This is a genomic window from Pseudomonas sp. Irchel 3E13, assembly GCF_900187455.1.
Classification (GTDB): Bacteria; Pseudomonadota; Gammaproteobacteria; order Pseudomonadales; family Pseudomonadaceae; genus Aquipseudomonas.
Genome location: NZ_FYDX01000014.1, coordinates 12,974 through 27,044, shown reverse-complemented (window position 1 = coordinate 27,044; position 14,071 = coordinate 12,974). Strand labels below are relative to the sequence as shown.

The 14,071-nt window shown below is 65.3% G+C and carries 10 protein-coding genes and 2 pseudogenes; 2 read left to right on the top strand and 10 right to left on the bottom strand.

Annotated features, from left to right (window positions below):
- Window positions 1-11: 11 nt before the first annotated feature.
- From CKW37_RS23215 to CKW37_RS23185, 7 genes are all read right to left on the bottom strand, one after another.
- Window positions 12-1,532 (bottom strand): diguanylate cyclase, encoded by a 1,521-nt coding sequence (locus CKW37_RS23215; RefSeq protein ID WP_095158722.1) that lies wholly within the window; start codon window positions 1,530-1,532, stop codon window positions 12-14.
- A gap of 332 nt (window positions 1,533-1,864) precedes the next feature.
- Window positions 1,865-3,151, bottom strand: a complete 1,287-nt coding sequence (locus CKW37_RS23210) for an OprD family porin (protein ID WP_095158561.1) — start codon at window positions 3,149-3,151, stop codon at window positions 1,865-1,867.
- Window positions 3,152-3,406: 255 nt separating this feature from the next.
- Window positions 3,407-3,631, bottom strand: coding sequence for a hypothetical protein (locus tag CKW37_RS23205; protein WP_095158560.1), 225 nt, complete (start codon window positions 3,629-3,631; stop codon window positions 3,407-3,409).
- A 145-nt stretch (window positions 3,632-3,776) separates the two neighbouring features.
- Complete coding sequence (locus tag CKW37_RS23200; protein WP_095158559.1) at window positions 3,777-5,159, bottom strand: heavy metal sensor histidine kinase; 1,383 nt, start codon at window positions 5,157-5,159, stop codon at window positions 3,777-3,779.
- Complete coding sequence (locus CKW37_RS23195) at window positions 5,134-5,808, bottom strand: heavy metal response regulator transcription factor (RefSeq protein WP_095158558.1); 675 nt, start codon at window positions 5,806-5,808, stop codon at window positions 5,134-5,136. The genes CKW37_RS23200 and CKW37_RS23195 overlap by 26 nt, the downstream gene beginning before the upstream one ends.
- Window positions 5,809-5,817: 9 nt before the next feature.
- Window positions 5,818-8,934 carry a multidrug efflux RND transporter permease subunit gene (locus CKW37_RS23190; RefSeq protein ID WP_095158557.1) on the bottom strand — a complete coding sequence of 1,039 codons (3,117 nt, stop codon included), beginning with the start codon at window positions 8,932-8,934 and terminating at the stop codon, window positions 5,818-5,820.
- Window positions 8,931-10,106, bottom strand: a complete 1,176-nt coding sequence (locus CKW37_RS23185) for an efflux RND transporter periplasmic adaptor subunit (RefSeq protein ID WP_095158556.1) — start codon at window positions 10,104-10,106, stop codon at window positions 8,931-8,933. The genes CKW37_RS23190 and CKW37_RS23185 overlap by 4 nt, the downstream gene beginning before the upstream one ends.
- Before the next feature lie 234 nt (window positions 10,107-10,340).
- Here CKW37_RS23185 and CKW37_RS33765 point away from each other — a divergent pair.
- Window positions 10,341-10,622, top strand: a pseudogene (locus tag CKW37_RS33765) (PAS domain-containing protein); the annotation flags it as partial.
- A 306-nt stretch (window positions 10,623-10,928) separates the two neighbouring features.
- Window positions 10,929-11,924 (top strand): annotated as a pseudogene (locus tag CKW37_RS33760) (methyl-accepting chemotaxis protein); the annotation flags it as partial.
- 9 nt (window positions 11,925-11,933) lie between these two features.
- Here CKW37_RS33760 and CKW37_RS23175 read toward each other — a convergent pair.
- From CKW37_RS23175 to CKW37_RS23165, 3 genes are all read right to left on the bottom strand, one after another.
- Window positions 11,934-12,707, bottom strand: a complete 774-nt coding sequence (locus tag CKW37_RS23175; protein WP_095158554.1) for a YkgJ family cysteine cluster protein — start codon at window positions 12,705-12,707, stop codon at window positions 11,934-11,936.
- The gene (locus CKW37_RS23170; RefSeq protein ID WP_095158553.1) at window positions 12,686-12,997 is read right to left on the bottom strand and encodes a hypothetical protein; all 312 of its coding nucleotides are present in this window, start codon (window positions 12,995-12,997) and stop codon (window positions 12,686-12,688) included. Before CKW37_RS23170 ends, CKW37_RS23175 begins: the two co-directional genes overlap by 22 nt.
- Window positions 12,998-13,122: 125 nt before the next feature.
- Window positions 13,123-14,022, bottom strand: coding sequence for a chemotaxis protein (locus tag CKW37_RS23165; RefSeq protein ID WP_095158552.1), 900 nt, complete (start codon window positions 14,020-14,022; stop codon window positions 13,123-13,125).
- Between the last annotated feature and the right edge of the window lie 49 nt (window positions 14,023-14,071).

The following is a 14,071-nucleotide window of genomic DNA, read 5'->3' as shown; positions in this document are numbered from 1 at the left end:
GCATTTTCGTGTCAGGCGCTGGCCAGCTTCGGCGCTTCGACGCGGTTGCGGCCGTTGCGCTTGGCCCGGTACAGCGCCTCGTCGGCGCCGGCCATCAACTCGCCCAGGCTCAGCGCGCTGCCGGGAACGTGGACGCCCACGCCGACGCTGATGCTCACCGGTTTCTCGTCACCGCCATAAGGCGCCAGGGCCTGCACGCTGAGGCGGATGCGCTCGGCGAGAATCATCGCGCCGTGCAGGTCGGTGTCCGGCAGCACCGCGACGAACTCTTCGCCGCCGTAGCGCGCCGCCAGGTCGGTGGGGCGCAGCAGGCTGCAACCGATGGCGTGGGCCACGCGCCGCAGCGCTTCGTCGCCGCCGTGATGGCCGTGGCGTTCGTTGAAGCCGCGGAAGTGATCGACGTCGATCATCAGCACCGCGATCGGCCGTTGATTGCGCTGCGCCCGGGCCCATTCGCGGCGTAGCACCTGGTCGAGTTGGCGGCGATTGGGCAGGCCGGTCAGGCTGTCGGTGGCCGCGAGTTCGGACAGGTTGCGTTCAGCGCTGTGCCGGCGGCGCAATTCGCGGCCGAGCATCAGGCTCAGCCACAGAATGCCGATGCACAGCACCCCGGTGGCGGCGCTGACCAGAATCGCGGTGCGTTTCCAGGCGCTGTAGACCTCATCCTCCGATTGCGTGACGACCAGCACCAATGGCAACTCGGCGACCCGGGCGAAGGTGTACAGGCGCGGCCGGCCGTCATGCCCGGACGGCGCGCTGAAACTGCCGCTGCCCTCGGCCAGCAGGCGCTGGAAGTTCGGTCGCGCGGCGAAATTGCTGCCGATCGGGTCGCTGGAACTGGCGCTCGGCCCGGTGGCGTGGCGCGCCAGCAACAGGCCGTCGGTGTTCATCAGGTTGATGCTGCTGTCGTAGCCGACGTCCAGGCGCAGGAACACATCGTTGAAATGCGACAGGCGCAGGGCACCGCCGGCGACGCCGGCGAAATCGCCATCTGCATCCTCGATCCGCCGGCTGAAACTGATGCACCAGTCCAGATCACCGAGGCGCGCCTTGAACGGCGGGCTGATAACCATGCCTAGGTCGGGGTTGCGCTTGTGTTCCTGGAAGATCGGCGTGTCGGCGAAGTTGGCGCTGCGCGGTGTGCTGCTGGTGGAGTCCGCGGCTACGTTACCGTCGCGGTCGAGCCAGAGGATGTCGCCGCGCACCGGGCTGCTGAAAGCCTGGTTGAACAGCACCTGCTGACGCATGTCTGGCGGAATGCCGAGCAGTTCCGGGTGTTGCACGGCCCAGATCAGGCTTTGCAGGGACAGGTCGTAGAGCTCGACATTACGAATGATGTCGGTCTCCATCAACTTGACGATATTGCGCGCCGAGCGAGTGGCGGTCTGCTCGACATTCATCCGTTCGCGCAGCAACAGGAAGGTCACGATGGCGACGATAGCCAGCACGGCCAGACAACTGCCCAGGTTCAGGATCAACTCCGGATGCGTCCGGTACAGGCCGGCACGCGGGGGCGTGGTGTGCGCGTTCATGGTCGCGAAGGTGTTCTGACCGTCAGGTTGGGCCGGGAAACGGGTAGAACCTGGCGTCGGAAGCAGTCTGGACTGTTCCGAGGACGGGTTCTGGCGATGGAAATCGATCACAACCGCGCACAGGGGGGCTGCGCGGCGGCGGGTATTCTAGGTGGGGGCGAATTGTAGGACAAGAATTTAGTGCGCAAGGCAGATGTGCGGTCGTGGGTGAGTCTTTGGACCTGCGTTGCGGCCATCGCGAGCAAGCTCGCTCCTACAGGGGTTCACTGCCTCTCTGTAGGAGCGAGCTTGCTCGCGATGGTCGCGACACAGACCCAACGTCAGCCATCAGGTCAGAAGATATTCACCGGATAGTCGACGATCACCCGGTACTCGTCGATGTCGTTATCCACATGCGAGTAACCCTGGCTGCCGCGATGGCTGGCCCAGCGCAGGCGCACGCTGAGGTCTTTGAGCTGGCCTTCCTGGAAGGCGTAGGCCAGGTCGACATCGCGTTCCCAGTGCTGGGCATTCTTGCCGTCTTCGCTGTACCAGCGGCCATAGCCGCTGCTGTCGGCATCGGCTTTGCTCAGGTCCAGCTCGCCCTTGGAGTAAGACACGGCGGTGGTCAGGCCGGGAATGCCGACGCCGGCGAAGTCGTAGGCGTACTTGAGCTTCCACGAACGCTCGTTGGGGCCGTTGAAGTCCGAGTAGATCTGCGAGTTGTCGAGGTACACGCTGTCGCCCTGGTTGATGTAGTCGAACGGCGTGTTGCCGTTGACCCGCTGGTACACCGCGGTTACCGCGTGATAGCCGACGTTCACCGTGAAATGCAGACTGTAGGTGTTGTTGTCGATATCACCCAGCAAGGCATTGCCGGTGTCCTGAGTGTGGTAGTAGTTCACGCCCGGATTGAGGCTGACCAGCTCGTTGAGCTGCCAGGTGTAGTCGAGGTTGACGTAGTACTGGTTCCAGATGTCCTTCAGTTCGGCGGCGTAGACGCTGGTGCTGAGGCCTTCGACCGGGGTCCAGACCGCGCCGGCCCAGTTCAGGTGGCGGCTGTCGCGGTGGTCTGGCAGCGAGCCGTAGAAGGTGTCGATGCGGCGGTGGCCGCTCTGGTTGTACGGCTTGGTGAAGCTGGCCTGGCCGCCTTCGAGCATCAGGTTGTCGATGCTGGTGTTGGTCAGGCTGACGCCGCGGAAGGTCTGCGGCAGCATGCGGGTCTCACCGCCGGCGATCACCGGGTTGGTGAGGAACAGGTCGCCGGCCCGCAGCACGGTGTCGAACGCGCGGACTTTCACCGAGGCGCCGGCGCTGGAGAACTCGTCCGGCGCCTTGCCGTAGTCGTAGCCGTCTTTGCTCGGGCTGTTGATCGGCAGGATGCTCGACCCGGCAGTGCCGCCACCGCCGTCGAGTTTCAGGCCGAGCATGGCGTAGGCGTCGAGGCCGAAGCCGACGGTGCCCTGGGTGAAGCCGGATTCGAATGTGCCGATGAAGCCCTGGCCCCATTCGCGGTTGTCGCGCACGCCGGGCAGCAGTTGGTTGCGGCTCATGTAGTAGTTGCGGGCGAGGACATCGAGGCTGGCGCCTTCGACGAAGCCTTCGGGCTTGTCGTCGTCAGCCTGGGCGTGGAACGGCATCGTTGCAGCTAACGCAACGAATAGTGGGGTCAAACGCGTGGTAATGGTCACCTTGATGAACTCCTTGAGGTGCTGATGGCGGCAGTTTTTATTCTGCGAAGCGGTATTTTTCTTGTTGGAAACGGGCCGTATTCCGGTACTTTTCACCAGGCGAAAAAAAGCCGCTGACAAGCAGCGGCTTTAAACGACAGGCGCGCGGGCAGATGCGCTGCCTGCGCGAACGTCGAGGGAGAAACAGGAGCGTCGAGCAGCGACTCAGCTTTCTTTGCTGGCACTCGAATCAACCTTTGATGCGGTCTGTTCCGAGCCTTTCGCGGCGTCGTTCTGTTGCTTGGCGAACGCTTCGCGGGCCTGCTCCAGGGTCGCCTGGTGGCGTGCGGTCTGGGCGACGAAGGCCTGGGATTCTTCAGCCATGGCCAGAGGGGAAAGCAACACGGAAGACAGGACGAAAACGCTGGCAATACCCATGCTGTTGGACATTTCAAACAACCTTCTTGCAGAGCAAGTCTCTATTTGGTGCGGCTAAATTAATCGTTAGGAAGCGAACGAAAAAGCCGTATTTCAGAGATGGACTGTTGCGGAAAAAGTAACAGTCCTGAAAGGCCGCGGCCCAGAGCGTGTCAGCTCAGGCCGGGAGAAGAATGCCGAAGGTGTTGGCGCCCGCCTGGCTGCGGACAAAGACGCTGCCGCCGTGCATGACGGCGATGGCCTTGACGATGGCCAGACCCAGGCCGTGATTGCCGCTGCCGCTGTTGCTGCGGGCGGCATCGACCCGGTAGAAGCGTTCGAACAAGCGTGGCAGGTGCTCGTCGGCAATCGCCGGGCCGGGGTTGCTGACAGCGATGCGTACCTGGTCGTTTTCGCTGTGGATAACCACATGGATCACCTGGCCCGGTTCGGTGTGCTGCACCGCGTTGTTCAGCAGGTTGATCAGTGCGCGGCGCAGGTGGGCCTTTTCGATGCGTGCCTGGGCGTCGCCGTTCACGTCCACCCGGACCTGGGCGTCTTCGAGGATGTAGTCGAGGTAGTCGAGGGTGGTCGCCACTTCCTCGGCCAGCGAGGTGCTGATCAGTCCGGTGGCCTTGCTGCCCTGGTCGGCGCTGGCGAGAAACAGCATGTCGTTGATGATGCTGCGCAGCCGCTCCAGTTCTTCCAGATTCGATTGCAGCACTTCGAAGTAGTGCTCGGCGCTGCGTCCGCGGGTCAGGGCGACCTGGGTCTGGCCGATGAGGTTGGTCAGCGGCGAGCGCAGTTCGTGGGCGACGTCGGCGTTGAAGGCTTCCAGCCGCGAGTAGGCCTGGTCGACCCGCTCCAGCGCGGCGTTGAAGGTCTGGGCGAACTGCTCCAGCTCCGGCGGCAACGCCGAAACCCGCAGCCGACCGCTAAGGCGCGGCGGCGCCAGTTGCTGGGCTTCGGCGGACAATTCGCGCAGCGGTCGCAGGCCGATCCGCGCCACCCAGTAACCCAGCACCGAGGCCAGCAGGACACCCACCACCGCCAGGCTGACCAGGGCAATCAGCAGGGTGTGCTGGGTGTGCCAGAACGTCTCGGTGTCGATACCGATGAGAAAGCGCAGCGGTGGGCGCTGCTCCAGCGCCGGCAGCTCGCTGAGCATCACTTTGTACGGGAAGGGGTTGTCGGCCAGGTACAGGTCGCGCATCCCCGGTTTGCCTTCGGCGACGCGGCGGATGACCGCGTCGGGGTTGCCGTATTCGTAGTGGCTGTCGCTGCTGACCGCCCAGAAGCGGATGCGCCGGTCTTCCTCGCTGAGCTGGTCGAGCTTGCGGACCATCTTGCTCCAGTGGTCCGGGTTGCCGAAGCGCATCAGGCTCGACTCCAGCACGCTGAAGCGCGCCTCCAGCTCGGCCGATGGCAGCAGGTCGAGGCTGCGGTCCACCTGTTTGTACAGCGCCCAGCCGATCAGCAGGAACACCAGCAGCGCCACCAGCGTGAACAGCGCGCTCAGGCGCAGCGCCAGGGAGTTAGTTCGCGCGGTTTTCCAGGACATAGCCCATGCCTCGGATGGTGTGCAGCAGTTTGGTTTCGAACGGCCCGTCGAGCTTGGCGCGTAGGCGCTTGATCGCCACTTCGACGACGTTGGCGTCGCTGTCGAAATTGATGTCCCAGACCAGCTCGGCAATCGCCGTCTTCGACAGGATCTCGCCCTGGCGCCGGGCGAGCACGCTGAGCAGCGAGAATTCCTTGGCGGTCAGGTCGAGGCGTTGGCCGGCGCGGCTGGCCTTGCGGCTGATCAGGTCGACCCAGAGGTCGGCGACCTGGATCTGCACCGGTTCGTGGCCGCCGCTGCGCCGGGTCAGGGCTTGCAGACGCGCCACCAGTTCGAGGAAGGAGAACGGCTTGCCGAGGTAGTCGTCGGCGCCTTCGCGCAGGCCGTGGATGCGGTCTTCGACGCGTTCGCGGGCGGTCAGCATGATCACCGGGGTCTGCTTGCGCGCTCGCAGCGCACGCAACACGCCATAGCCGTCGAGGCCGGGGAGCATGACGTCGAGGACGATCACCGAGTAATCACCCTCCAGCGCCAGGTGCAGGCCCTCGATGCCGTCCCGCGCCAGGTCCACGGTGAAGCCCTGCTCGGTCAGGCCGCGGTGCAGGTAGTCGGCGGTTTTTTCTTCGTCTTCGATAATCAGCACGCGCATGGTCGGCTCTCAATGGGCAATTGGCCGGGGCGCTTCGGCAGCGCGCTGGCGCCGGTGGAACAGGCGCTCCAGGGCCAAGTATATGACCGGGGTGGTGAACAGTGTCAGGGCCTGGCTGACCAGCAGCCCGCCGACCACGGCGATGCCCAGCGGCTGGCGCAGTTCGGCGCCGGCACCGGCGCCGAGCATCAGCGGCACGGCGCCGAGCAAGGCGGCGATGGTGGTCATCATGATGGGCCGGAAGCGCGTCAGGCAGGCGGTGTGGATCGCCTCCTCGGGACTCATGCCCTGGTTGCGCTGGGCGTCGAGGGCGAAGTCGATCAGCAGGATGCCGTTCTTCTTGACGATACCGATCAGCAGCACCACGCCGATCAGGCCCATGATGGTGAAGTCCTGGCCCCACAGCCACAGCAGCGCCAGGGCGCCGAGGCCGGCCGGGGGCAGGGTGGAAATGATCGTCAGCGGGTGGACGAAGCTCTCGTAGAGCACGCCGAGGATGATGTACACCGCCACCAGCGCGGCGAGGATCAGCCAGGGCTGGCTCGACAGCGAACTTTGGAACGCCTGCGCCGCGCCCTGGAACGACCCGCTGATGGAGGCCGGCATGCCCAGTTCGCGCTGGGTCCGTTCGAGGATCGCCACCGCATCGCCGAGGGCGACGCCGGGCGCCAGGTTGAACGACAGGTTGGCGGCCGGGAACAGCCCGTCATGACTGATGGACAGCGGCCCGGTGCTCGGTGCGGCGACTTTCGCCACGGCGGCCAGCGGGACCATTTCGCTGGTCAGCGGCGAGCGCAGGTAGAAGGAATTCAGGCTTTCGGCGCGGCCACGTTGGCGGGCGTCCAATTCGAGGATGACCTTGTACTGGTTGGTTTCGGTCTGGAACTCGCTGATTTGCCGCTGGCCGAAGGCGTCGTAGAGCGCCTGGTCAATGTCAGTGGTGGTCAGGCCGAAGCGCGCCGCGGCCTGCCGGTCGATTTCGATGCGGGTGACGCTGGCGCCCAGTTGCAGGTCGTTGGACAGGTCGCGGAACGCCGGGTTGGCTTTCAGCCGCTCGGTCAGGCGCTCGGTCCAGAGGTTCAGCGCCGGGCCGTCGTTGCTCTTGAGCACGTACTGGTACTGGCTGCGGCTCGGGCCGGAACTGAGGTTGATGTCCTGGCCGGCGCGCAGGTAAAGCACCACCCCCGGCACCTTGGCCAGTTTCGGGCGCAGGCGGTCGATGAATTCGCTGGCCGAGACATCGCGGTCGCCGGGGTCCTTGAGGGAAATCCAGAAGCGGCCGTTGGCGATGGTCTGGTTGCTGCCGGTGACGCCGACGGAATGGGAGAACGCGCGCACCGCCGGATCGGCCTCGACGATTTTGGCCAGCGCCAGGTGCTTGGCGACCATGTCCGGGTAGGAGATGTCAGCGGCGGCCTCGCTGGTGCCGAGCACGAAACCGGTGTCCTGCACCGGGAAGAAACCTTTGGGGATGGCGATGTAACCCGCCACCGCCAGTGCCAGGCTGAGGCCGAAGATGCCGAGCATGGTTTTCTGGTGGGCCAGGGCCTTGTCCAGCAAGCGTTCGTAGCCGGCCAGCAGGCGCTCGCCGAAGCCGGGTTTCTGCGGTGTGTCATGCGTGGGCGCGTTCATGAACAGCGCGCACAGGGTGGGCGCCAGGGTCAACGACACCAGCACGGAAATCAGGATGGTGCTGGTGGCGGTCAGGGCGAACTCCTTGAACAGCCGGCCGACCACGCCGCCCATGAACAGCAGCGGAATGAACGCCGCCACCAGCGAGAAGCTGATGGACACCACGGTGAAGCCGATTTCCCGCGCGCCCTTGAGCGCCGCTTCGACGCGGCTGTCGCCGGCTTCGAGATGACGGTGGATGTTCTCCACCACGACGATGGCGTCGTCCACCACGAAACCCACGGCAATGACGATCGCCACCAGGGTCAGGTTGTTCAGGCTGAAGCCGAACAGGTACATCAACGCGAAACTGGCGATCAGCGAGACAACCAGCACCGCCGAGACGATCAAGGTCGCTGACCATTGGCGCAGGAACAGCGCCATCACCGCGATCACCAGCAGCACGGCGATGCCGAGGGTCATTTCCACTTCATGCAGCGAGGCGCGAATGGTCTGGGTACGGTCTTGCAGGACCGAGACCTGCACCGTGCCGGGCAGCATTTCTTCCAGTCGCGGCAGCGCTTCGTTGACCCGGTCCACGGTGTCGACGATGTTCGCTCCGGGCTGGCGGAACACCACCAGGTTCAGGCCCTGCTGGTCGCCGGACCAGGCCTTGACGTAGGCGTTCTCCGAGCCGTTGATGACCCGCGCCACGTCCTTGAGCTGGACCGGCGCGCCGTTGCGGTAGGAAACGATCAGTTGCGCGTACTGCTCGGGGTGGAACAACTGGTCGTTGGTGGCGAGCGTCGACACGCTGTCTGCGCCATACAACGCGCCCTTGGCCAGGTTCAGGCTGGTCTGCTGGATGGCCAGGCGCAGGTCGGCGAGGGTCAGGCCGAGGGCCGCGAGTTTCTCCGGCTGCGCCTGCACGCGGATCGCCGGGCGCTGCTGGCCGGTGATGTTGACCAGGCCGACGCCGTCGATCTGGCTCAGTTGCCGGGCCAGCAGGGTTTCGGCGTAGTCGCTCAGCTCGTTGGCCGGCATGTGTTCCGAGGACATGGTGAGGATCAGCACCGGGCTGTCGGCCGGGTTGACCTTGCGCCAGGTCGGCGGGCTGGGCATGTCCTGGGGCAGTTTGGCGGCGGCGGTATTGATCGCCGCCTGGACTTCCTGGGCGGCGGTGTCGATGTTTTTGTCGAGGGTGAATTGCAGGATCAGGCTGGTGGAGCCCAGTGCGCTGCTGGAGGTCATCTGGGTCATGCCGGGTATGGCGCTGAACTGCACTTCCAGCGGCGTCGCCACCGACGAGGCCATGGTTTCCGGGCTGGCGCCGGGGAGCTGGGCGCTGACCTGGATGGTCGGGAAGTCGGCTTCCGGCAACGGCGCCACCGGCAACCGCGGGAAAGCCACCACGCCGAGCAGGACCAACGCGAAGGTCAACAACAGGGTCGCGATGGGGCGGTCGATGCACCAGCCGAACAGGCCGCGGCGGCCATTGGGCAGCGCGGCGTTCATGGCTGCACGCTCGCATCGCTGCGGGCGACGTTTTCTGCGGCCGGCGCGGCGTCGAGCACTTCCACCCTGGCGCCGGGCTTGAGCCGCGACTGGCCGTCGGCGACGAGTCGGTCATTGACGTCCACGCCGCTGATGACGTTAAGCCGGCTGTCCTGGTAGAGCACCTTGACCGGCACGGCCTCGGCCTTGTCGCCGCTGATGCGGTAGACGAAATGCTGGTCCACGCCCTGGCGCACTACGCCCGGCGGCACCACCAGCGCGTCGCGCTCGACGCCGGTCTGCACCCGCAGGCTGACCAGTTGGCCGGGCCAGAGGCGGGCGTCGGCATTGCTGAACGTGGCCTTGGCCCGCAGGGTGCCGGTGCCAGCGGCGATCTGATTGTCGATCAGGCTCAGCCGGCCTTCGCCGAGCAGGGTGCCGCTGCTGTCGCCATCGCCTTCCAGGTACGCCTTGATCGGCGCGGGTTCGCTGCTGGCGACCAGTTGTTGCAAGGTCGGCAGCCATTGTTGCGGGACCGAGAACTCCACGGCGATCGGGTCCATGCGGGTCACGCTGAACAGGCCCTGGGTGTCGCTGCTGCGCACCAGATTGCCCTCGTCGACATTGCGGATGCCGACCCGGCCACTGACCGGCGACAGCACCCGGGTATAGGACAACTGCACTTCGGCGGCGGCGATGCTCGCCTGGTTGCCGAGGATGCTGGCGTCGAGCTGGTTGACCAGCGCCTGTTGCTGGTCGAGGGTCTGCCGCGAGATGCCGTTGTCTTCGCTGAGCAGGCGGTAGCGCTTGAGGTCCACCTGGGCCACCTGCAACTGCGCCTGGCTCTGCTTGAGCTGGGCCCGGGCCTGATCGAGGCTGGCGCGAATGGCACGGTCGTCGAGGGTTGCCAGCAGGTCGCCTTCGCGAACGGTCTGGCCTTCCTGCACGGCGATGCGGGTCAGTACGCCTTCCACTTGCGGACGAATCACCACGCTGTGCAGCGACTGCACGGTGCCGATGGCGCTCAGGTAGCGCGGCACATCCTCGCGCTTGACCGCGATCACGCTGACCGGAATGGCCGTGGGCTGGGTGGCCTTGACGGCGCGCGGGCGCTCGCTGACGAACCAGGCCGCGACGGCCAGGAGGACGATGGCAAGCAGGACAAGCAGCGTTCGGGGGCGGGTAATTCGCATGCGTCAAAGGTGCCGGGACAGGTGGGAGAGAGGGCTATTACGTTTATATAGATCAGACCGGGTCGGCAGCGTGACGGCTAGCTGTCACGGCTGTCAGTTAGTCGGGTCGCGGCGGACAGACGGTGATGGCAAAGGGCCGTAATGCTGCTCTGGATCAACGTCCGCGCAAGGGGTCGCCCGTAGTATTTCCGCCCTGCTTTATAACCCCCTCATCCGAACGACGAGCGCCTCTCGATGAAGAGCAATCTGCCTGTGACCGGTCGCAATGTGGATTACCGTGGTGACGCTAACATCCTTTCCACCACTGATCTCACCAGTGCCATAACTTACGCCAACGACGAGTTCATCAAGATCAGCGGGTTCTCCCGGGAAGAACTGATCGGGAGCGCGCATCATATCGTTCGCCACCCGGACATGCCTTCTGCGGCGTTCGAACACATGTGGGCCACCCTGAAAAAGGGCCGCTCGTGGATGGGCCTGGTGAAGAATCGCTGCAAGAACGGCGATCACTATTGGGTCAGCGCGTTCGTCTCGCCGATCACCAGCCATGGTGAAACGGTGGAATATCAATCGGTGCGCACCAAGCCGACCCGCGCCCAGGTAGCCGCCGCCGAGCTGCATTACGCCAAACTGCGCAACGGCACGCTGACCTGGCGTGATCGTCTGCCGGTGCTGGGCCTGGGCAAGCGCCTGGCGCTGAACCTGGCCGGGCTGCTGGCGCTGGTGCTGGGCGGCAGCCGCCTGGTGTTGCCGGAATTTGCCTTGCAGGGCGCGGTGGAGTGGCTGGTCTTCGTGGCGCTCGGCGCGGTGCTGATCTCGCGGACCCTGCGTCCGCTGGAACGCTTGCGCGTCCGGGCCAACGAAGTGGCGGACAACCCGCTGAGCCAGCAGTTGTACACCGGCCGCCGCGATGAAGTGGGGCAGATCGAGTTCGCCCTGCAGATGCTCGAAGCGCAGATGGGCGCCGTGGTCGGGCGCATCGGTGACACCTCCAAGCGCCTGGCCGGGCACACCGCCGACCTCGCCAGTCATCTGCAACACAGCCACACCACCACGGTCGGCCAGCAGGGCGACGCGGACCAGGTGGCGGATGCGATCAACCGCATGGCGGCGCGGGTGGCGGAAGTGGCCAGCAGCGCGCAGCAGGCCTCCCGCGCGGCGGACCAGGCCGAAGATGAAACCCAGGTGGGCCATAACCTGGTGGATCAGAGCCGCACGACCATCCTGCAACTGGCCAACGCCCTGGCCGAAGCCACTGAAGTGGTGCACACCCTGGAGAACCACAGCGAGGAAATCTCCGGCGTGCTGGAAGTTATTCACAGCATCGCCGAGCAGACCAACCTGCTGGCGCTCAACGCGGCGATCGAAGCCGCCCGGGCCGGCGACCATGGTCGCGGGTTTGCGGTGGTCGCCGATGAAGTCCGTGGCCTGGCCCAGCGCACCGCGCAATCGACCGGGGAAATCCAGCGGATGATCAGCGTGCTGCAGAGCGGCGCCCGTGACGCGGTGGTGGCAATGCAGCAGAGCAGCGATCACGCCGGGCAGAGCGTCGAGCAGGCCCAACACGCGACCCAGGCGCTGCACGGCATCAGCCAGCGGGTCAACCAGATCAGCGAGATGAGCATGCAGATCGCGTCGGCGGTGGAGCAGCAGAGCCTGGTCAGCGAAGACATCAACCGCAACATCATCAGCATCCGCCAGGCCAGCGAGCAGAGTGTCACTGCCGGCCAGCGTGGACATTCCACCGCCAGTGACGTGGCCGGTCTTGCCGAAGACCTGCGTCGCCTGGCCGAAGAGTTCTGGTGCCGGCGTCAATAAGACGCCGGATCAGAACCCGATGAAACTGTAGTGCCCGGCGCTCACGCCGGTGACCCTGGCCCCTGCCGAGCTCAGCTTTCCGGCAAGGTCGCCATCCTCCACATGTAATGTCCAGGCGGCGAGAGCCGCGTCCGCATCGCTGGCCGTCTCGATCATGGCCTGGCGCAGTGCCGTCGTGTCCGGAAGATAAGCCGTGAAGCCGTTGCCTTTCAGCGCACTGGTGTCGATGCCCAGGCGTTGGCAGACCAGGGCCTTGCTGCGGATGTCCTGGCGGTCGGCCTGGCGCGAACGCTCGATCAGTTCCAGCAGTTGCGGGTCGACGACGCGCTCGCGGTGGATCAGCGCGTCGCCGCTTTCCCAGGCTTCTGGCGGACAGTCCTTGGCTTCGGGGCGCAACGGGATATGCGGATTGATCTCCATGGGATAGATACGGCAGACCAGCGGCCGGCGCTCGTAGATCAGGCAGCGCAGGTCGGCGTCGAGGTTGCGGCATGGCCCGGGGTTGAAGGCGGCGAAGGTGATGGCGACGAAAGCGTCGGTCGCGCCGCAGGGCACCGCGCAGGAACGACGGCGGGCGTGCTCCTGCTGCTCGACCGGCAGGCCCAGGCCGTTGTCGAGGAAGGCCTCGACCAGCACGATGACCTGGCCGCCGTCATCGACCCACTGACGGGCTTCGCTCAGGGTCAGCGGGACGTGATGGCCGGTGCAGCACTTACCGCAGCCGGTGCAGTTGAAATGCAGGGTGTTCGCTTCAGCGTTGCTCACGGTTTGCCAGGGGTCCATTCGGTAACGGTGGCGGTCTTGTGGCGCCGGTCATAGAGGCACAGCTCGGTGCCCTTGCGGTTGTTCATGTGTTTTTGCGGGAAGCGGCCTTGCAGGAGCAGGGCGGAGTAGCCGGTGCGGTCGTCGAATTCGGCGCTCTTGCCGAGGGCGCGGACGTCCTTGAGCTGGCTGGCCTGGGTGCAGGCGCGCAGCAGTTGCTTGTCGTGTTCGGCCCAGGCCTGGTCGCTGGAGGCTTGCGCGGTGCCGGCCAGCAGGAGGGCGCTGAGAAGGGTGAGGGTCTGCGCTTTCATCGGGAAAAGGCTCCGCTGGGGCATGAAGGCTGGATTATGCATGACTGCCATAGCGCGACAAGCGTGGTGCGTACCCTGTGGGAGCTGGCAAGCCAGCTCCCCCAGGGTCAATCAGTTACCTTTGGTTAGCGCTCAGCGAACGCCACTGTCCGCGCCGCCACGATCAGGCAGTCGGTCAGTTCCGGCGACGAGAACTTGGTCAGGACCGCGTTGGCCCCGGCCGCCTTGGCCTTTTCGCTGTTCATCGCGCTGTCGAGCGAGGTGTGCAGCAGCACATAGAGGTGCTGGAAGTCCGGCGTCTCGCGCAGGGTGCGGGTGAAGGCGAAGCCGTCCATCTCGGACATCTCGATGTCCGACACCACCACGTTGATCTCCTGGTCGGTGCCTTGCAGTTCCAGCAGCATCGCGATCGCATCCTTGGCGCTACGCGCGGTATGGCATTCCAGGCCGAGGCTGCGCAGGGTGTAGATCGACTGTTGCAGCGCAACCTGGCTGTCATCGACCACCAGTATGTTGGTCGCCGCCAGCACCGCCGCGTCTTCGCTGTTCAACTGCGCCGGGGCGTTGTCGTGGCGGCTCGGGGTGATGCCGTGGATGACCTTCTCGATATCCAGCACCTGCACCAGCGCGTCGTCGATGCGTGTCACGCCGGTAATGAACGATTTTTCCCCGGACGCATAGGGCGGCGGCCGGATGTCGGTGCTCAGGCAGTGCACGATGCGGCTCACCGCCTGGACATGCAGGCCCTGCTTGGAACGGCTGATGTCCGTGACGATCAGGCAGCCACCGTTGGGGTCGGCCAGCGGTCGCTCGCCGATGGCGCGGGACAGGTCGATCACCGGCAGCGGGTTGCCGCGCAGGGTCGCCACGCCTTTGACGTGGGGATGCGCTTCGGGCAGGCGGGTCAGCGGCGGACAGGGAATGATCTCGCTGACCTTGAGCAGGTTGATCGCCATCAGCTTGCCGCTGCGCAGGGTGAACAGCAGCAGCGACAGCGAGTCCGCGCGAGCTTTTTGCGAGAACATAGTGACCTTCGTGAAAAATGGGATTCAGAGGCTTGTGCCGGGTTATCGA

Coding starts and splice junctions, on each gene's coding strand:
- CKW37_RS23195 (WP_095158558.1), bottom strand. CDS start 5,808: ATGCGCGTGCTGATTATCGAAGACGAAGAAAAAACCGCCGACTACCTG.
- CKW37_RS23165 (WP_095158552.1), bottom strand. CDS start 14,022: ATGTTCTCGCAAAAAGCTCGCGCGGACTCGCTGTCGCTGCTGCTGTTC.
- CKW37_RS23210 (WP_095158561.1), bottom strand. CDS start 3,151: ATGCCGTTCCACGCCCAGGCTGACGACGACAAGCCCGAAGGCTTCGTC.
- CKW37_RS23205 (WP_095158560.1), bottom strand. CDS start 3,631: ATGTCCAACAGCATGGGTATTGCCAGCGTTTTCGTCCTGTCTTCCGTG.
- CKW37_RS23215 (WP_095158722.1), bottom strand. CDS start 1,532: ATGAACGCGCACACCACGCCCCCGCGTGCCGGCCTGTACCGGACGCAT.
- CKW37_RS23185 (WP_095158556.1), bottom strand. CDS start 10,106: ATGCGAATTACCCGCCCCCGAACGCTGCTTGTCCTGCTTGCCATCGTC.
- CKW37_RS23200 (WP_095158559.1), bottom strand. CDS start 5,159: ATGTCCTGGAAAACCGCGCGAACTAACTCCCTGGCGCTGCGCCTGAGC.
- CKW37_RS23170 (WP_095158553.1), bottom strand. CDS start 12,997: ATGAAAGCGCAGACCCTCACCCTTCTCAGCGCCCTCCTGCTGGCCGGC.
- CKW37_RS23175 (WP_095158554.1), bottom strand. CDS start 12,707: ATGGACCCCTGGCAAACCGTGAGCAACGCTGAAGCGAACACCCTGCAT.
- CKW37_RS23190 (WP_095158557.1), bottom strand. CDS start 8,934: ATGAACGCCGCGCTGCCCAATGGCCGCCGCGGCCTGTTCGGCTGGTGC.